General features: G+C 73.2%; 15 protein-coding genes. 9 read left to right on the plus strand and 6 right to left on the minus strand.

Annotated elements, in window-relative coordinates; translation table 11 throughout:
* Positions 1 to 72: 72 nt before the first annotated feature.
* Both QC385_RS13835 and QC385_RS13840 read left to right on the plus strand, forming a co-directional pair.
* Positions 73 to 1,503: a DNA-3-methyladenine glycosylase 2 family protein gene (locus QC385_RS13835; protein WP_279541599.1), complete on the plus strand. Its 1,431-nt coding sequence runs from the start codon at positions 73 to 75 to the stop codon at positions 1,501 to 1,503.
* Entirely contained in the window at positions 1,503 to 1,988 is a 486-nt protein-coding gene (locus tag QC385_RS13840) for a methylated-DNA--[protein]-cysteine S-methyltransferase (RefSeq protein ID WP_279541600.1), read from the plus strand. Before QC385_RS13835 ends, QC385_RS13840 begins: the two co-directional genes overlap by 1 nt.
* Before the next feature lie 43 nt (positions 1,989 to 2,031).
* Here the strand turns inward: QC385_RS13840 and QC385_RS13845 are convergent, their stop codons facing one another.
* Positions 2,032 to 2,514, minus strand: a complete 483-nt coding sequence (locus QC385_RS13845) for a DUF456 domain-containing protein (RefSeq protein ID WP_279541601.1) — start codon at positions 2,512 to 2,514, stop codon at positions 2,032 to 2,034.
* 222 nt (positions 2,515 to 2,736) lie between these two features.
* Here QC385_RS13845 and QC385_RS13850 point away from each other — a divergent pair, with 222 nt between their 5' ends.
* On the plus strand, positions 2,737 to 4,380 hold the full coding sequence (locus QC385_RS13850; RefSeq protein WP_279541602.1) for a protein phosphatase 2C domain-containing protein: 1,644 nt from the start codon (positions 2,737 to 2,739) through the stop codon (positions 4,378 to 4,380).
* 66 nt (positions 4,381 to 4,446) lie between these two features.
* Positions 4,447 to 6,189 (plus strand): pyruvate dehydrogenase, encoded by a 1,743-nt coding sequence (locus tag QC385_RS13855; protein WP_279541603.1) that lies wholly within the window; start codon positions 4,447 to 4,449, stop codon positions 6,187 to 6,189.
* Here QC385_RS13855 and QC385_RS13860 read toward each other — a convergent pair.
* Complete coding sequence (locus QC385_RS13860; RefSeq protein WP_279541604.1) at positions 6,186 to 7,613, minus strand: helix-turn-helix domain-containing protein; 1,428 nt, start codon at positions 7,611 to 7,613, stop codon at positions 6,186 to 6,188. The two genes, QC385_RS13855 and QC385_RS13860, sit on opposite strands and share 4 nt — an antisense overlap.
* 232 nt (positions 7,614 to 7,845) lie before the next feature.
* Here QC385_RS13860 and QC385_RS13865 point away from each other — a divergent pair, with 232 nt between their 5' ends.
* Entirely contained in the window at positions 7,846 to 8,469 is a 624-nt protein-coding gene (locus QC385_RS13865; RefSeq protein ID WP_279541605.1) for a hypothetical protein, read from the plus strand.
* Between the two features lie 429 nt (positions 8,470 to 8,898).
* A complete protein-coding gene (locus tag QC385_RS13870) occupies positions 8,899 to 9,381 on the plus strand; it encodes an ATP-binding protein (protein ID WP_279541606.1) in 483 nt (160 codons plus the stop codon).
* 57 nt (positions 9,382 to 9,438) lie between these two features.
* Here QC385_RS13870 and QC385_RS13875 read toward each other — a convergent pair whose 3' ends face one another.
* Positions 9,439 to 10,479: a DUF2637 domain-containing protein gene (locus QC385_RS13875; protein WP_279541607.1), complete on the minus strand. Its 1,041-nt coding sequence runs from the start codon at positions 10,477 to 10,479 to the stop codon at positions 9,439 to 9,441.
* A 313-nt stretch (positions 10,480 to 10,792) separates the two neighbouring features.
* Positions 10,793 to 11,644 (minus strand): (2Fe-2S)-binding protein, encoded by an 852-nt coding sequence (locus QC385_RS13880; protein WP_279541608.1) that lies wholly within the window; start codon positions 11,642 to 11,644, stop codon positions 10,793 to 10,795.
* Positions 11,645 to 11,826: 182 nt separating this feature from the next.
* On the opposite strand from QC385_RS13880, the gene QC385_RS13885 reads away from it, so the two are divergent.
* On the plus strand, positions 11,827 to 12,654 hold the full coding sequence (locus QC385_RS13885; protein ID WP_279541609.1) for a GntR family transcriptional regulator: 828 nt from the start codon (positions 11,827 to 11,829) through the stop codon (positions 12,652 to 12,654).
* Positions 12,655 to 12,926: 272 nt separating this feature from the next.
* Here the strand turns inward: QC385_RS13885 and QC385_RS13890 are convergent, their stop codons facing one another.
* Together QC385_RS13890 and QC385_RS13895 are read right to left on the minus strand one after the other, a co-directional pair.
* A complete protein-coding gene (locus QC385_RS13890; RefSeq protein WP_279541610.1) occupies positions 12,927 to 13,709 on the minus strand; it encodes a hypothetical protein in 783 nt (260 codons plus the stop codon).
* Between the two features lie 128 nt (positions 13,710 to 13,837).
* On the minus strand, positions 13,838 to 15,511 hold the full coding sequence (locus QC385_RS13895; protein WP_279541611.1) for a PucR family transcriptional regulator: 1,674 nt from the start codon (positions 15,509 to 15,511) through the stop codon (positions 13,838 to 13,840).
* A 378-nt stretch (positions 15,512 to 15,889) separates the two neighbouring features.
* On the opposite strand from QC385_RS13895, the gene QC385_RS13900 reads away from it, so the two are divergent.
* The gene (locus QC385_RS13900) at positions 15,890 to 16,780 is read left to right on the plus strand and encodes an FAD binding domain-containing protein (protein WP_279541612.1); all 891 of its coding nucleotides are present in this window, start codon (positions 15,890 to 15,892) and stop codon (positions 16,778 to 16,780) included.
* Positions 16,780 to 17,349, plus strand: a complete 570-nt coding sequence (locus tag QC385_RS13905) for a (2Fe-2S)-binding protein (protein ID WP_279541613.1) — start codon at positions 16,780 to 16,782, stop codon at positions 17,347 to 17,349. Before QC385_RS13900 ends, QC385_RS13905 begins: the two co-directional genes overlap by 1 nt.
* Positions 17,350 to 17,351: the final 2 nt, after the last annotated feature.

Here is a 17,351-nt window from a genome sequence, read left to right on the forward strand (position 1 = left end):
CAGCGCCGTGCTCGAAGCGCCGTGTCCGATTTCCGCCAGCGGCAACCCCGCCGACGGCGGAGACTGGACGGCGTGAGGGACGACGACACCAGGGACGCAGACGCGGGGGGAGACCCCCGGTACGAAGCCGTACGCAGTCGTGACGGGCGTTTCGACGGCGCCTTCTTCTTCGCCGTCGAGACGACCGGCATCTACTGCCGGCCGAGCTGCCCCGCGGTCACCCCGAAGCGGGCCAACGTACGGTTCTTCGCCACGGCCGCCGCCGCCCAGGGCTCGGGCTTCCGGGCCTGCCGGCGGTGCCGTCCGGACGCCGTGCCCGGCTCCGCCGAGTGGAACGTCCGCGCGGACGTGGTGGGCCGGGCCATGCGGCTGATCGCCGACGGCGTGGTCGACCGGGAGGGTGTCGCCGGGCTCGCCGGACGGCTCGGCTACAGCGCGCGGCAGGTGCAGCGGCAGCTCACCGCGGAGCTCGGCGCCGGGCCGGTCGCCCTCGCCCGGGCCCAGCGCGCCCACACCGCGCGCGTCCTCGTGCAGACCACCGACCTGCCGATCACCGAGATCGCGTTCGCGTCGGGCTTCGCAAGCGTCCGGCAGTTCAACGACACCATCCGGGCCGTGTACGCGTCGACGCCGAGCGAGCTGCGCGCCGCCGCAGCGCCGAAGGGCGGCCGGGCCCGCCGTACGGCCACCCCGGACGCCGGGATCCCGCTACGGCTCGCCCATCGCGGCCCGTACCAGGCCGGCCCCGTCTTCGACCTGCTGGAACGCGAGGCGGTGCCCGGCATCGAGGAGGTCGGCGGCCCGCCCGGCGCGCGTACCTACCGGCGCACGCTCCGCCTCCCGTACGGCACCGGCATCGTCGCCGTCGACGAACGCCCCGGCACCGCCCGGACCGGATCCGGTGCCCACCCGGGCGGCTGGCTCGACGCCCGGCTGCACCTCACCGACCCCCGCGACCTCACCACCGCCGTGCAGCGGCTGCGGCGGCAGTTCGACCTCGACTCCGACCCCTACGCCGTCGACGAGCGCCTCGGCGCCGACCCGGTGCTCGCCCCCCTGGTCACCGCCCGGCCCGGCCTGCGCTCGCCGGGCACCGCCGACCCGGAGGAACTCGCGGTACGCGCACTGGTCGGCCGGACGGAGGCGGAACGGCTCGTACGGCGCTACGGCAAGGCCCTCGACGCCCCCTGCGGCAGCCTCACCCACCTCTTCCCCGAGCCGGCCGTCCTCGCCGGCGCCGAACCCGGCGGCACCCTCGGCGCGCTCACCGCCGCCCTCGCCGACCACGCCGTACGCCTGGACCCCGGTGCCGACCGGGACGACGCGCAGGACGCCCTGCGCGCCGTGCCCGGCCTGGACGCCCGCACCATCGCCGAGATCCGCACCCGCGCCCTCGGCGACCCGGACGTGGCCCCACCCGGCGCCGACGTCCCCGACAGCTGGCGCCCCTGGCGCTCGTACGCCTTGAACCACCTGCGCGCAGCAGGGAAGTGGGAGTTGTGATGACCTCGACGTACTGGACCGACGTGGCCTCCCCGCTCGGGCCGCTGCTCCTGACCGCCGACCTGGACGGCGCGCTGACCTCGCTGTCCGTGCCCGGGCAGAAGGGCGGACGCGTGGTGCGGGACGACTGGCGGCAGGACCCGGGGCCCTTCCGCGAGGCCGGGGAGCAGCTCGCCGCCTATTTCGCCGGGGAGCTGAAGGAGTTCCGGCTGACGTGGCGCACCGACGGCTCCGTCTTCCGGGAGAAGGTGTGGGCCGCGCTGGACGACGTCCCGTACGGCTCGACCGTGACGTACGGCGAGATCGCCGCGCGCATCGGAGCGTCCAGGGCGGCCGTACGGGCCGTGGGCGGGGCGATCGGCGCCAATCCGCTGCTGGTCGTCCGCCCGTGTCACCGGGTGATCGGCGCCGACGGGACCCTGACCGGCTACGCGGGCGGCCTGGAGCGCAAGGTACGGCTGCTGACGCACGAGGGTGTGCTGTAGGCGCCGAGGTGCGCCGGGGGCCGTTCTCGGGGGGTCTCGGGGCTCACGCCCCGAGAACGGCACCCACCCAGGCCGCAGCGATCAACTGGCAGGTGAACAGTTCCACCAGCACGCTGGAGCCGCCCGCGCGCATCGCCGTGCGCAGGGCCGCGACGGCCTCGGCGTGGCGGCCGAGGCGGAGGCGTTCGGCGAGGTAGATACCGGCCAGAAAGCCGGGGATCGCGCCGAGCACCGGGAGCAGGACGAAGCCGAGGGTGGATCCCGCTCCGGCGTACGCCAACATGCGGTGGGTGGCGCCGCTCGCCCGCAGCCGCCGGGGCGGCAGGGCCCAGCGCACGCCCTGGGAGACGAACATCAGGACCGTGGCTCCCACCAGCACCCACCATGCGACGGGCTGCGGATCCTTCAGGGCCCACCACATGACCGCGGCCCACACCAGCAATGATCCGGGCACCGCGGGCAGCAGTACTCCGTACAGACCGAGCAGGATGACCAGCCCGACCAGCAGGAGGTCCCACACTCCCATCTGACCAGCCTGCCGGAACACGGGAGAAGGCGCAGGTCAGAAGCGTGGACATGGTCCAGACTCGCAGGTCAGCCGGTCGCGGCCGCCGATACGCCCTCAGGAGCCCGCATATCGCATGACCGTTCTACGGCTCACTCGACGTGCCGTTTCACGGGGTCGTGGAAGGCCGGTATTTTCCCAACCCCCGTTTTCATCCGGCCCTTGCGGTGGACAATCAGGGGCATGAGCCAGCAGGGGGGAAGGCCCACCGGTCCCGAGGACGACTGGTGGGGGCAGTTGTACGACGACTCCACCGGCGACACGGGCCCCGCACCCGTACCCGATTCCCTCGACGACCGCTTCGCCTCGGCGGCCGGGGCGGTGGGCGGCAGGGGTGTTCCGGGAGCCGGGCCGGGGGAGAGGGCCGTCTCGGACCCGGTGGTGCCGGCGCCTCGGTCCGGGGCCGACGACGTCATGGACGCCCCACGTGCCCCGGACCCGTCACCGCAGCGCGCACCCTGGGAACCACCGCCCGCGCGCCCCACGGGCCCGGTGACCTTCCCGGCCGCGGCGAAACGGCAGGGGCCGGAGCGGACGCCCCCCGCCCCGCCGACGGTCCCCCCGCCACCCCCGGCGCCTCCCTTCTGGCCGGGCCCCGAGGCGGCCCGTTCCACCACGGCGGGCGCCCCGCCCAGGGGCCCCACGGCCGAGCCCGGGCCCGGCGGTACCGCACCCCCCGCCCCGACCGACTCGCCGCCCGCACCACCACGCCCCGCCGACCCGCCGCCCGCACCGCCACGCCCCGCCGGCCCTCCGCCCACGTCGTCCCCCTCCGCCGACTCCCCGCCCACGCCACCACCACCCGCGGACCCTCCACCCGACCCACCCGAACCGGCCTTCGAGCGCCCCGTGTCCTCCCCGGGGCCCCGCGGCCACGTCGGCTCGCGGCCGCCCACCTACGACGCGGAACCCACGGCGCTTCCGCTCGCCGATCCCGATGATCTGGACGACCTCGTCGCGGACACCGTGCTCGACGGGGCCCGGTACGGGGCCTGCACGGTGCGGGCCGTGTCCGTGCGGGGGGACTCCGCGCGGTACCGGGGCGAGCCGCGGCGGGACTCGCTGCTGACCGCGCGGTTCGGCACGGGCGAGCAGGCGCTGCTGCTGGTGGCGATGGCGACCGGGGCCCGGGCCACGCCGGGGGCGCACCGGGCCGCCGCCGAGGCCTGTCACTGGATCGGGCGGGCCGTCGGACGCAGTCACGCGCGGCTCGTGGAGGACATAAGGGCGGGGCGGCGCGGCGACCTGAAGTCCGGACTGCACCGCCTCACCGACCGCAGTCTCGGCAAGCTACGCGCCAGCGCCGCCGAACAGGGCGTCGCCCCGGAGGAGTACGCGGCCGGCCTGCGCTGTCTGCTGCTGCCGGCCGATCCCGAGTGCCGTACGCGCGTCTTCTTCGGTGTCGGGCCCGGCGGGCTGTTCCGGCTGCGGGGCGGCGAGTGGCAGGACATAGAACCCCAGGTCGCCGAGATCAAGGGCGAACCCGTCGTGGGGTTCGGATCACCCCCCTCCGAGACGCCCGACGGAGACCGGCTCACCATGGACCTGGGCATCCCGACCCCGCCCAGCCCCTACGAACCGGCCCCGGAACCACCCCGCGAACCCTTCCGCTTCCGTACCTCCGTCGCCCGCCCGGGCGACACGCTCCTCGTGTGCAGCGGCGGCCTCGCCGACCCGCTGCGCGGCGAACCCGAACTGGGCGACTACCTCGCCGAGCGGTGGTCCCGCCCCGAGCCGCCCGGTCTCGCCGCGTTCCTCGCGGACTCCCAAGTACGGGTGAAGGGTTATGCGGACGACCGTACGGCCGCGGCCGTTTGGGAGGCGTGACGGCGTCTCGTGTGACTTGATGGAACCCGGAGGGATCCCAGGAGACCGAAGGGGCAGACGAGAACCATGGCCAAACAGAACGTCGCGGAACAGTTCGTCGACATCCTGACCCGCGCCGGAGTCAAACGCCTCTACGGAGTCGTCGGCGACAGCCTCAACCCCATCGTCGACGCCGTCCGCCGCAACTCCGCCATCGACTGGATCCACGTCCGGCACGAGGAGACCGCCGCCTTCGCCGCCGGGGCGGAAGCGCAGATCACCGGAAACCTCGCCGCCTGCGCCGGCTCCTGCGGGCCCGGCAACCTCCACCTCATCAACGGCCTCTACGACGCCCACCGCTCCATGGCCCCGGTCCTCGCCCTCGCCTCGCACATCCCGTCCAGCGAGATCGGCCTCGGCTACTTCCAGGAGACCCACCCCGACCGGCTGTTCGCCGAGTGCAGCCACTACAGCGAGCTGATCTCCAGTCCGAAGCAGATGCCCCGGCTGCTCCAGACGGCCATCCAGAACGCCGTCGGCCGTTCCGGCGTCAGCGTCGTCTCCCTGCCCGGCGACATCGCCGCCGAGCCCGCCCCGGAGCAGGCCGCCGAGACCGCCCTCGTCACGTCCCGGCCGACGGTCCGTCCCGGCGACGCCGAGATCGACCGGCTCGTCGAGATGATCGACGAGGCCGACAAGGTCACCCTGTTCTGCGGCAGCGGCACGGCCGGCGCGCACGCCGAGGTCATGGAGTTCGCCGGGAAGATCAAGTCCCCGGTGGGGCACGCGCTGCGCGGCAAGGAGTGGATCCAGTACGACAACCCGTTCGATGTAGGGATGAGCGGGCTGCTCGGCTATGGCGCCGCCTACGAGGCCACCCACGAGTGCGACCTGCTGATCCTGCTCGGCACCGACTTCCCGTACAACGCCTTCCTCCCCGACGACGTGAAGATCGCCCAGGTCGACGTCCGGCCCGAACACCTCGGCCGCCGCTCGAAACTGGACCTCGCGGTGTGGGGTGACGTGCGCGAGACGCTGCGCTGCCTCATCCCGCGGGTGGAGGAGAAGAAGAACCGCCGCTTCCTCGAACGGATGCTGAAGAAGCACGCGGACGCGCTGGAGGGGGTGGTGAAGGCGTACACCCGCAACGTCGAGAAGCACACGCCGATCCACCCCGAGTACGTGGCGTCCGTGCTCGACGAAGTCGCCTCCGACGACGCCGTGTTCACCGTCGACACCGGCATGTGCAACGTCTGGGCCGCCCGCTACATCTCACCCAACGGCCGCCGCCGTGTCATCGGTTCCTTCTCCCACGGCTCCATGGCCAACGCGCTGCCCATGGCGATCGGCGCGCAGTTCACCGACCGCGAGCGGCAGGTCGTCTCGATGTCCGGCGACGGCGGGTTCTCCATGCTGATGGGCGACTTCCTGACGCTGGTGCAGTACGACCTCCCGGTCAAGGTCGTCCTCTTCAACAACTCCTCCCTCGGCATGGTCGAGTTGGAGATGCTGGTCGCCGGGCTCCCGTCCTACGGCACCACCAACAAGAACCCCGACTTCGCCGCGGTCGCCCAGGCCTGCGGTGCCTACGGCGTACGCGTCGAGAAGCCCAAGGACCTCGCCGGGGCCCTGAAGGACGCCTTCAGGCACAAGGGCCCGGCCCTCGTCGACGTCGTCACCGACCCCAACGCCCTGTCCATCCCGCCCAAGATCAAGGCGGAGATGGTGACCGGGTTCGCCCTGTCCGCCTCCAAGATGGTGCTGGACGGCGGGGTCGGCCGCATGGTCCAGATGGCCCGCTCCAACCTGCGCAACGTGCCCCGGCTCTAGCCGTAGGGCGCCCACCGGCGTTCGGAGGTGTCGTACGTGTAGCGGGGCAGGCCCTTGATGCCGCTGGTCCGGAACGGGCGGCCGGCGTCGTCGATCCGGACCGTGCCCGTGCGGCCCTGGGAGGACCAGTCGAGCTCCAGGTACCAGCGGCAGTCGCATCCCTGGGTCCTGGCGTTGACCAGCAGCACCTCGGGGTCGCGGGCGGAGACCCGGTAGGGCATGCGCACCGCCGGGATCGGCGTACCCGCGTCGCTCCCGGCCACCGCGCGGGCGATGGGGCGGTCCTTGTCCAGGTTCACGTCGAAGGAGCGCGGGGTGATCGAACCGCCGCAACCCTGGTCCATGGCATAGGCGTTGCCCGGCGCGGGTGCCGAGCGCCCCACCACGCGTACGCGCATCGCCTCCAGCACGACGGCCGTGTCGGTCCGCCCCTGCACGGACAGCCGCACGAGCGTCTCGCCGCCGTGCACCGCGCTCTGCGTCGCCGCCCAGACCCCGGCGTCCTGCGGGACGGGCGGCGGGGGCACCTGCTCAGGCGGCTTGGCGACGACGTAGTCGTGACCACAGCCGAGCTTCCACGCCTGGGAGTCGGCGGACCAGGTGAGGGGCGGGGCGGAGGCGGTTCCGCCGGCGGGCGGGGTGGTGCGGACGGAGGGTGACGGGGAGGGCTTCAGCCGCTTCGGGGTGGCTGAGGGTGAAGACCGCCGTGGAGCGGGGGAGGTGCCGCTCGGGGCAGGGGAGGGGCTCTTCCCGTCCGGGGCTTCCGTCTTCGCCGTACCGGACGGGGCCGGAGCGGCGGTGCCGGGCCGGTCGCCGGCGGACGCACGCCGCCCGTCCGGCAGCGCGGCGAGGCTCCCGAGCGCCGCTAACACCGCGCAGGCGGCGGCCAGTCCGACCGCGACGCGTCTGCGGCGGTACCAGGGGAGGCCAGGGGGTGAGTCCGCTTCCGCGGGGCTTTCGACAGGGCCGTCCACCGTGTCGATGCCGGTTTCGGTGTCGGTTTCGGTGCCGGCACCGGCACCGGCACCGGCACCGGCACCGGCACCGGCACCGGCACCGGCACCGGCACCGGCACCGGCACCGGCACCGGTGCCGGTTCCGGCGCCCGTATCCGTGTCCGTGCCCGTCTCCGCCGTTCCGGCAGCGCTCGCCGGCCGAGGACGCTGCCGCGCCGCCACCGCGAGGAGCCAGCGGCGGTGCAGCTCCAGACGTTCCTCCGCTGACGCCCCGCACAGGGCGGCGAAGCGCTCCACGGGCGCGAAGTCGAGCGGGACCGCCTCGCCCGCGCAGTAGCGGTGCAGGGTCGAGGTGTTCATGGCCAGGCGCCGGGCCAGTGAACCGTAACTGCGGTCCGTGCGCTCCTTCAGCGTCCTCAGCAGCGCCGCGAACTCCCCGACGTCGTCGACGCCGTCCTGTACCGACACCGTTCCCCCGTCCTTTTCAGCTCGGCCCGGCCCGGAACGGCATCCCAGGCACCCCATGTACCTGCACGTCAGACGGGCTGGGATGGTTCCACCGCGCCGGATCGGCGGCGAGCTGTTGCCTCCGGGCGGTGGGACCGCTGATGCTCTTGGTGTCGCACCGACCAGGCCCGGGCCGACCAGCCGGCCTCGCCGCGGCATCCACGTCCACGCACTCGTCCACGGGGGAACACCCATGCCCATGCGCATCCGAGCAAGCGCTCTCACCGCCCTGACCGTCGCCGCCCTCGCCACGGGCACGGTCCTCACGGCACCGGCCGCCGGTGCCGCGCCGAAGGCCGCCGCACCGAAGTTCCTGTCGGCGTCCCAGCTGCCGCCGCACCCGACCTCGGACTGGACGGCCGGCCCGGTCACCGACGGGTTCCCGGAGGAACTCGGCTCCTGCGTGAGCACGGAGGGCGTGCTCGACTACGACTACCGGCACCGGGAGTTCCGGACCGACCTGGAAACCAGCGCCGTGCAGTTGACCGTCGTGACGGGCACGGCCGCCCAGGCCAAGGCCCTGGCGAAGCACTACGACGACCTGATCCGCACCTGCGCCGACCGCATCGAGGAGTCCTCCCCGGACGTCGAGGCCGAGGGCCGCGACTACGGCTCCCTGCCGGTCGAGGAGGGCGCCCGCGTCCGCGGACTGCACACCGAGACGTCCTGGGGGGCCACGGACATCTCACTGCTGTCCGTCGGGCGGGACGGCAGGACCGTCACCGTCGTGCAGTGGGGGCAGATGGGCGACTTCGACGACGCGCCCGTGGCCGCCTTCAAGAAGACGACGACCACCGCCGTCAACAAGCTGTACTGACCGGGCGGCCACCGGAGAAGGACCGGGGGCGTCCTCCCGCCACGGGGGTGGGAAGGACGCCCCCGTACCGGCCGGGAACCCCGGAAGACCGTCGTACTTCGGCCAACTTCAGCGGACCGCCGCGCACGGCGGCCAGTCGACTCGCGCCCTTGCCGCGTACGGAAGGATCGGCAGCCGGCCATCGGCAGTTCGTCCGATCTCCGGCGGTCAGGATCCGGCGCGGGACGTCTTCCGGCTACCCTCTTGTCCCCCTTCCCTCCGCCGTCTTACCGCTCAGGGCCCCTCCGCCCGGCCCACCGCTCCTGGCCACATGGCCGAACATCCGGTCGTCGACGATTCGACATGACTGCCGCGTGTCCGACGGGGCATGGATCCCCGTGAACGTGTTCGAGCAGGAGGGGAACCGACATCGGCGCGCGGGCGGGGGTCATGGAGAGGCAGGCACGAGGAGGCGGTCCCATAACGATCGGGGCGTTCTCGGCGAAGACGGTGGAGGACAAGGCCGAAGACGTCACGGAGCAGGTGCCGGCGCCTCAGTTGAGGCGCAGACTCGGGCGGGCGGACCTGCGGGCCGTACCCGAGGCACGCAAGGCGCTGCGGGAGCTGCTCGGGCAGTGGGGGAGGACCGCGCGATCCGACGTGGCGGAATTGCTGACCAGCGAACTCGTCACCAACGCGATCGTCCACACCGACCACGACGCGGTCCTGACGGCCACCGTCGGACCCCGTGGACTACGGGTGGAGGTACGGGACTTCGTGGCCCGCAGACCCCGGCTGCGCGTACCGGTCGCCGACGACGGTACGAACGGCAGGGGCCTGTTCCTGGTGCAGTCCCTGGCGGACGCCTGGGGGGTCAGGGCGCACGGTGTGGGCAAGGCCGTCTGGTTCGAACTGGAGGCCGAGGCGGCGTGAACGCAGAAGGGGCGCGGCCCGCAGGCCACGCCCCCTCCTCTGTTCTGTGCGGCTCGGTCAGCCGAACTGCTGCTCCAGGTCCTTGAGCTTGCGCTCCAGGGAGTCGAGGCGCGGCAGCGCCATGGTGTCGTCCTCGGCGGTGAGGTCGACGGCCACCGGGTCAGCTCCTTTGCGCACCGGCTGAAGGGAGGGACGCGAGCGCACGGGCAGGGGCTCCGGCGCGGATATGGCAGGCTCCGCGGTGACCTGCGAGGAGCCGCGTTCCACCTGCATCTCCAACTGGCGTCCGCCGCCACGGCCGAAGTGACCGCGGTGGCCGCGGCTGATCGCCTTCAGCTGGGCCCGCTCCACACGCTGCTGGTCGCGGCGCCGCTGCCGGGCCTCTTCCTTCTTGCGCTTGTCGTCGCGCACCTCGTCGACGGCCTCGTCCAGGCTGCGCACACCCTCCAGGAGCATCAGCGACCAGGCGCGGTAGGTCTCCCGGGGGGCCCGCAGCCAGCGGACCATGCGGATCTGCGGCAGCGGGCGGGGCACCAGGCCCTGCTCCCGCAGGGCGGCCCGGCGGGTCTGCTTCAGCGCGCGGTCGAAGAGGACCGCCGCCGAGAGGGACATGCCGGCGAAGAAGTGGGGGGCGCCGTCGTGGCCGACGCCCCTGGGCGCGTGCACCCAGTTGAACCAGGCCGCGGCGAAGGCGAACGTCCAGACCAGTATCCGGGAGCCGAGCGCGGCGTCACCGTGGCTGGCCTCGCGCACCGCGAGGACGGAGCAGAACATCGCCGCACCGTCCAGACCGAACGGGACGAGGTACTGCCAGCCGCCGGACAGTCCGAGGTTCTGCTCGCCGAAGCCGACCAGGCCGTGGAAGGAGAGCAGGGCGGCGACGGCCGCACAGCAGAACAGGAGGAGGTAGGAGAGGGTGCCGTAGACGGCTTCCTTGCGTCTGCGGCGTTCCTCGCTGCGCTCCCAGGAATCGTCCGCGCTCGTGTCTTTGACCGAGGAGCGCTTGCCGCGCGCGAGCACCGCCACCGCCGCCAGCATGCCCAGGAGAAGCACGGCGCCCGGAAGCAGCCAGTTCAGCGATATGTCGGTCAGTCTCATCTGGGTGGTCCCTTGCATTGGGATAGGGCGTAACGCCCGCCATAGTGGCCCAATCCCACCGGCCCTCAGGGGGTTTCGGGGCAAGAGGCCGCCAAGGAAGTGCAAGGGATTGCCCAGGGCGGCATTCTGCTCGAACTGCCGCTTGACGGGCGAGAGTTGAGTTCGAAAAGAACTACCCGCACGGGTGGTTCTCCGGAAGGTTTCCGTGACGGGTGAGGAAGTGTGAATCGGCTGCGCGCGTGTGGGTGGCCGGTTCCGTGATGATCTTACGAGGCGACGGCGGCGCGCTCCGTCCGCGTCTGCCCGGGGTGCCTCAACCGGCCGTGGCCAGCAGCTTGTTGACCCTGTCGGCGTCACAGGTGCGCGGACAGGTGGCGCAGGTGTCCTCGGGGCGCAGGGTGTAGAACATGCAGCAGCTCGCGCGGTCCCGGGTGCGCAGCGGCTCGCCGCCGGGGCCGGTCAGCTCGCGGAAGGCCGCGGTGCCCACGTACGGCTTGGTCGCGCCCGGCAGGAGCAGCTCCAGCTCGCGCATCGCACGCCGCTCCTCCATCTCGCCGAGCAACTGGGCGACGTACCAGAGTCCCTCGACGATCTCATCCGTCGCCATACCCCACAGGGCCCGGCCGCGGCGCCGCATCCTGGGGCCGAAACCGGCCAGGACCGGCTCCATGTGCTCGGCGACCGCCGACCGCACCTCGGCACGCAGCGCCTCCTCGTCCGGGACGACCCGGGCGCCGGGCAGAGCGGCGGCCTCGTCGCCCGGCAGGCAGGCGAACCCGGCCGGGCGGACGGCCAGGTGGCCGACGGGGTGGTCGGGGGCCGTGCGGTCGTAGGAGACGTGCGTCACGGGGTAGCGGGGTACGCGGCGGTGCAGGAACCAGGGGACGGTGATCAGGAGGCAGGCCGGCCAGGCGTACCGGTGCAGGCCGAAGCTGGCGATCACGTCGGGGCGTGCCTGCCGGTCGTAGTCCCGGCGGATCTGGGCGTCGTCCCAGGACAGGAAGGCGTCGAGGCCGGGGCCGGCTTCCGCGAGAGCGGCGGCGGTGGTCCAGTTGCCGCCGCGGGGGGTCTCGTCCCCGGCGGTCAGTTCGGTGATGGCCAGCCCCGGGAGGACCTCGGCCAGACGGGCGTACGCGCCGGAGAGGGCCGAAGGGGGCAGGGGCATGGGATCACCGGTCCGCGTCTGTTGAACGGTCTGTTGAACGGGTCGCTTGAAAGTAAGGCTTACCTTACCCAAGATCGCCGGGATTTGAACTGGCGGCCGGTGCGCTTATGGTGCTTGACGGACGAGTAACAACCCGCCGTAATGACCCCAAGTACCGATACATCCGGAGGAGGAGCCGAGCCGTGAAGCAGGGCGCGCAGGGCTCCGCCGGGGCGGAGGTGCCGAGGGCGGGGGTGCCGGGCGGGCAGGTGCGGGTGCCGCAGCAGCCTGGGGCGGCCGATGCGGGCCGGGTGAGGCCCGGGGGCGGCGGGGCTTCCGAGGTGGTCCGGGGGGAGCACACGCACAGTGAGCCCGCCCTGCCGTCCGCTCCGCGGGGCCGGGCCGTCGTTCAGCGGTCCTCGGTGCGCGGGCAGATCGTGGACGCGCTGCGGGCCGCGCTGGTGGCCGGGGACCTCCGGCCCGGGGAGGTGTACTCGGCGCCGGTGCTGGGCGAGCGGTTCGGGGTCTCCGCGACACCGGTGCGCGAAGCGATGCAGCAGCTGGCCATCGAGGGTGCCGTCGAGGTCGTTCCGAACCGTGGGTTCCGGGTGGTCGAGCGGGGGGCGCGGGAGCTGGCGGAGCTGGCCGAGGTGCGGGCGCTGATCGAGGTGCCGGTGATGCTGCGGCTGGCCCGGACGGTGCCGGCGGAGCGCTGGGCCGAGCTGCGTCCCCTCGCCGAGGCGACGGTCCGCGCGGCGTCCTCCGGCTGCCACGCGACCTACGCGGAATCCGACCGGGGGTTCCACCGGGCCGTGCTGTCCCTCTCCGGGAACCAGCAGCTGGTCCAGATCGCGGAGGACCTGCACCGGCGGGCGCAGTGGCCGCTGGTGGGGAGCGGGCCGGGGATGCGGGGGCGGGCCGATCTGGTGGCGGACGCGCATGAACACACGGCGCTGCTGGACGCGTTGATCGCCCGGGATCTGGATGTCGTGCGGGCGCTGGTGGGGGAGCACTTCGCCGGCGCGGCCTGAGCGGGGTGGGGGCCCTGCGCCTACGCGGTGACTGTGGGCCGGGGCCGCGCCGGGGGTGCCCGTCCTCGGAACTTGGCTGCGGGCAGTCGTGCCTCCCCCAGTGCCTTAAGGGCCTGGGGGTGCCCCCAGGGCGGCACCCGTCCCAAAGAAGCGGCACCCCGCTCCGCCGGGTTGCGGATCCACCCTGCCCCGGCAGCCACCGGCGGCGCCTCGTCGCGCCGAGCCGCGCACCCACCCGGCCTCAGCGGCAACGCCGGGGACCTTCAGCGCCGTCAGGCCGTCGCCGCCCCCGCCGCCGGCGGAGCCAACTGCCGTGCCAGCCACGTCGGCACGCCGCCGAGCAACCGGAACAACCGCCGAGCCTCCTCCCGCAGCCGGGACGCCTCCGGCTCGGTCTCCGTCTCGGCGAGCGACACCAGCGCCGGCGCCGTACCGACGAGATAACCCAGCTCCTCACGGATCCGCAGCGACTCCGTGAACCCGTGCCGGGCCTCCGCCAACTCCCCGTCCCACAGCGCGAGTCCGGCCAGGTGCCGCCACGTGAAGGACAGCAGCAACGGGTCGGACTGCGCCGTCGCCCCCGCGTGCGCGCGGCGGTACGCGGCCCGCGCCGCCTGCGGGGAGCGCGCGAGGTTCTCCGCGAGCAGCCCGCGACGGAAGTCCAGCAGGGCCCGCTGCTCAGCCCCCGGAGGGATCAGCGCCGCCGCCCGCCCCAGCGCCGCCCGCGCCTCGTCGGCCCGGTCGCGCACCGCGAGCACCGTCGCGGCGTAGGCCAAGTACCCGCGTTCACAAGCGGCCGCGCCCCGCTCGTCGTCGCTGTGGGCGAGCGCCTCGGCGGTGCGCAGGGCGTCCTCGGCCTCCTCCCAGCCCTGCTCCGTGTACAGACACCGTTCCACCAGCAGCGACGCGCGTTGCAGCGCCGCCGCGGGGGTGTCCGGCAGCAGCAGGGCGGCCGCGTCGGCCCAGCACGCGCGTGAGCGCAGCCGCCATACCGCGGTCTGGAGGGGATCGTCACCGGCGGTCGTTCCGTTACCAGACATGGCGGTATGCGCCACGTTGCCCTCCCCGAGCACGCCATCGAGCTGTTGAGTGGTGGCGGCATCTCAGCACGAATCGCGGCGCCGGGCCAAGAGGGTGGGTGAAGGATTTCACAAAGTCGTGGGACTCCTGGGCGCCCCGTGTCTCAGCTCATCCGCAGCGCCAGGAAGAAGTCGAGCTTGTCCTCCAGGCGCGACAGGTCGCGGCTCGTCAACTGCTCGATGCGGCCCACCCGGTAGCGCAGCGTGTTGACGTGGAGGTGGAGCCGGGCGGCGCAGCGGGTCCAGGAGCCGTCGCAGGCCAGGAACGCCTCCAGGGTGGGGATCAGTTCGGCTCTGTGACGGCGGTCGTAGTCGCGGAGGGGGTCCAGGAGACGGGCCGTGAAGGCGCGGCGGACGTCGTCCGGGACGAAGGGCAGCAGGAGGACGTGGGAGGCCAGTTCCTGGTGGCCCGCCGCGCAGACCCGGCCGGGGCGGGCCGCCGCCACCCGGCGGGCGTGGCGGGCCTCCTCCAGCGCGCCGCGCAGGCCCTCCGCCGAGTGCACGGCCGCGCTGACGCCCAGGGTGAGGCGGCCGTCGTCGTTCAGGCCGGCCGTCAGGGGGTCCCGTACGGACTCCAGGAGCGCGTCCGCGAGGACGCCGGTCTCCGAGCCGTCGTGCTCCGTCGAGACGGCCGGGAGCGGGACGAGGGCGATGGCCTCGTCGCCGGTGTGGGCCACGGCGATGCGGTCGGACGGCTCCGGGCCCGCCGAGAGGGGATCGACGAGGATCTCCTCCAGCAGGGCCTGGGCGACCGGGCCGCCCTCGATCCCGGCGCCGTCCCAGTCGACGCGGGCCACGACCACCTGCCAGTGCGGCGCGGCCCCGAGGCCGGGCAGCAGGACCGGGGCGGCCACCCGGAGGCGGGCGGCGATCTCGCCGGGGGCGGCGCCCGTCTGGACCAGTTCCAGGACCTCCTGGGCGAGGTTGCGGCGGACCGTGCGGGCGGCCTCGCGGCGGTCCCGCTCGACCGCGATCAGCTGGGTGACGCCGTAGAGCAGGTCGAGGCGCTCCTCCGCCCAGTCCCCGGCGTCCGCCTCGACGGCCAGCAGCCAGTCGGACAGCACGGTCTCGCGGGCGTCCCGGGCGGTCTGCGGGGAGCGGCCCGTCGAGCGGATCGGGAAGAGGGAGTAGGTGGTGCCGCCCAGGAGCACGCGGTGCGGGGCGCGGCGGCCCGTGCGGGTGGCCGTGAGGTGTTCCGCCGCCAGCCGGCCGCAGGCCTCGGCCGGGAGGGTGGGGCCCGACGCCTTCGGGCCCGCGATCAGGCGGCCGGTGGGGGAGAGGACCCAGGCGCGCAGGTCCAGGTCGGAGCCCAGCAGGTCCAGGACGACGTCCGGGCCGCCGCCCGCCGGGCCCGACGTCATCATCCGGCGGTGCCGGTCGACCACGGCCGCGAGGTCTCCGGCGCGCTCACCGGAGACCTGCCGTACGACGTGCTCGGTGATCGTCGCGAACGCCACCGACTCGTGCACCGCGAAGAGCGGGAGGCGGTGGCGGGCGCAGGCCGCGACCAGGTCGTCCGGTACGTCGCCGAGCTCGGCCTCGCCCGCGGCGAGGGCCGTGACCCCCTCCTGCACCAGGATCCGGACGAACGGTTCCGAGTCCGCGGCGTCCCGGCGCCAGGCCAGGCCCGTGAGCACCAGCTCGCCGCCCGAGAGGTAGCGGCTGGGGTCGCGCAGGTCGGTGGTCATCACACCGCGCACGGTGCGGTCCAGCTCGTCCTCGCCGCCGAGCAGCTTGAGGCCCAGCGCGTCGGTGTCCAGCAGTGCGCGCAGCCGCATTCTCGTCGCCGCCGTTCTTTGTCTCGAAATCTATGGTGGATCTTGGTGGGGTATGCGGTGAACGTCTGTTCGGTGGGCTGGCGGGCGAAGGTTCGTCGCCCTCCGGGCATGGTCCGGCTGTGTCCCAGGTCACGCGGCTGTGTCGCGCGTTTCCACAGGAAGACGAGGAGGTTTCTGATGGCCTCCGTTCATACGAATCTACAAGATGCCCGTCCTGGCCAGCCAACTCCTTCATGGTTTCCGTGACTGACCCCGCCGGAGCACCGCCCTGTGTACTGGGTCCACTACGCGTTAACAGCACATGAACGAGCCGGGACCGCCGCACACGGATTGGCTCAATCTGAACGCCCCACACGAAGACGAAGAAGAGAGCCGGTCATGGACTTCCTTCGCCCCGCCAGCTGGGAGGAGGCGCTCGCCGCGAAAGCCGAGCATCCCACCGCTGTGCCGATCGCGGGTGGCACCGACGTGATGGTCGAGATCAACTTCGACCACCGCCGGCCCGAGTACCTCATGGACCTGAACCGCATCGGCGATCTCTCCGAGTGGGAGGTCGGCGAGGAGAGCGTGCGGCTGGGCGCCTCCGTGCCCTACACGACGATCATGGAGAACCTGCGCGCCGAGCTGCCGGGGCTCGCCCTGGCCTCGCACACGGTCGCCTCCCCGCAGATCCGCAACCGCGGCGGCGTCGGCGGCAACCTCGGCACCGCCTCCCCGGCCGGCGACGCCCACCCCGCCCTGCTCGCCGCGGACGCCGAGGTCGAGGTCGAGTCGGTGCGCGGGTCACGGCGCATCCCCATCGACGAGTTCTACAAGGGCGTCAAGCGCAACGCGCTGGCCGCGGACGAGCTGATCCGCGCCGTGCACGTGAAGAAGGCCGACGGGCCGCAGCAGTTCTCCAAGGTGGGGACCCGGAACGCGATGGTCATCGCCGTGTGCGCCTTCGGGCTGGCACTGCACCCCGAGACGCGGACCGTGCGGACCGGCATCGGTTCGGCCGCCCCGACCCCCATTCGGGCCAAGGCCGCCGAGGAGTTCCTGAACGCCGCTCTGGAGGAGGGCGGCTTCTGGGACAACGGGAAGATCATCACCCCGTCCGTCGCCAAGCAGTTCGCGGACCTGTGCTCCGCCTCCTGCAACCCGATCGACGACGTCCGGGGCACCGCGAGCTACCGCCGCCACGCGGTCGGCGTCATGGCCCGCCGCACGCTGACCTGGACCTGGGAGTCCTACCGCGGCACCCGCCGCACCACCGAGGGAGCTGCGTAATGCGCGTCAACTTCACGGTCAACGGCCGTCCGCAGGAAGCCGACGACGTGTGGGAGGGCGAGTCCCTGCTGTACGTGCTGCGGGAGCGGCTCGGCCTGCCGGGTTCGAAGAACGCCTGCGAGCAGGGCGAGTGCGGCTCGTGCACGGTCCGGCTGGACGGCGTGCCGGTGTGCTCGTGCCTGGTCGCCGCCGGACAGGTGGAGGGCCGCGAGGTCGTCACCGTCGAGGGGCTGGCCGACTACGCCAAGCAGCGCTCCTGCGCGAGTGACGCATGCGGTACGTCGTTGCAGAACGCCCAGCAGTGGCAGGCCAAGGGCGACTCGCACACCGGCGAGGGCACCGAGCTGTCCCCGGTCCAGCAGGCGTTCATCGACGCCGGTGCCGTTCAGTGCGGCTTCTGCACGCCCGGTCTGCTGGTCGCCGCCGACGAGATGCTGGAGCGCAACCCGACCCCGACCGACGCGGACATCCGCGAGGCCCTGTCGGGCAACCTGTGCCGCTGCACCGGCTACGAGAAGATCATGGACGCGGTCCGCCTCGCGGCCGCCCGGCAGGGAGAGGCGGTCTGATC

The sequence above is a fragment of the Streptomyces sp. DH10 genome (assembly GCF_029813805.1).
Taxonomy (GTDB): Bacteria; Actinomycetota; Actinomycetes; order Streptomycetales; family Streptomycetaceae; genus Streptomyces; species Streptomyces coeruleofuscus.

Coding starts and splice junctions, on each gene's coding strand:
- QC385_RS13870 (WP_279541606.1), top strand. CDS start 8,899: ATGGAGAGGCAGGCACGAGGAGGCGGTCCCATAACGATCGGGGCGTTC.
- QC385_RS13850 (WP_279541602.1), top strand. CDS start 2,737: ATGAGCCAGCAGGGGGGAAGGCCCACCGGTCCCGAGGACGACTGGTGG.
- QC385_RS13875 (WP_279541607.1), bottom strand. CDS start 10,479: ATGAGACTGACCGACATATCGCTGAACTGGCTGCTTCCGGGCGCCGTG.
- QC385_RS13895 (WP_279541611.1), bottom strand. CDS start 15,511: ATGCGGCTGCGCGCACTGCTGGACACCGACGCGCTGGGCCTCAAGCTG.
- QC385_RS13855 (WP_279541603.1), top strand. CDS start 4,447: ATGGCCAAACAGAACGTCGCGGAACAGTTCGTCGACATCCTGACCCGC.
- QC385_RS13905 (WP_279541613.1), top strand. CDS start 16,780: ATGCGCGTCAACTTCACGGTCAACGGCCGTCCGCAGGAAGCCGACGAC.
- QC385_RS13840 (WP_279541600.1), top strand. CDS start 1,503: ATGACCTCGACGTACTGGACCGACGTGGCCTCCCCGCTCGGGCCGCTG.
- QC385_RS13865 (WP_279541605.1), top strand. CDS start 7,846: ATGCCCATGCGCATCCGAGCAAGCGCTCTCACCGCCCTGACCGTCGCC.
- QC385_RS13900 (WP_279541612.1), top strand. CDS start 15,890: ATGGACTTCCTTCGCCCCGCCAGCTGGGAGGAGGCGCTCGCCGCGAAA.
- QC385_RS13845 (WP_279541601.1), bottom strand. CDS start 2,514: ATGGGAGTGTGGGACCTCCTGCTGGTCGGGCTGGTCATCCTGCTCGGT.
- QC385_RS13880 (WP_279541608.1), bottom strand. CDS start 11,644: ATGCCCCTGCCCCCTTCGGCCCTCTCCGGCGCGTACGCCCGTCTGGCC.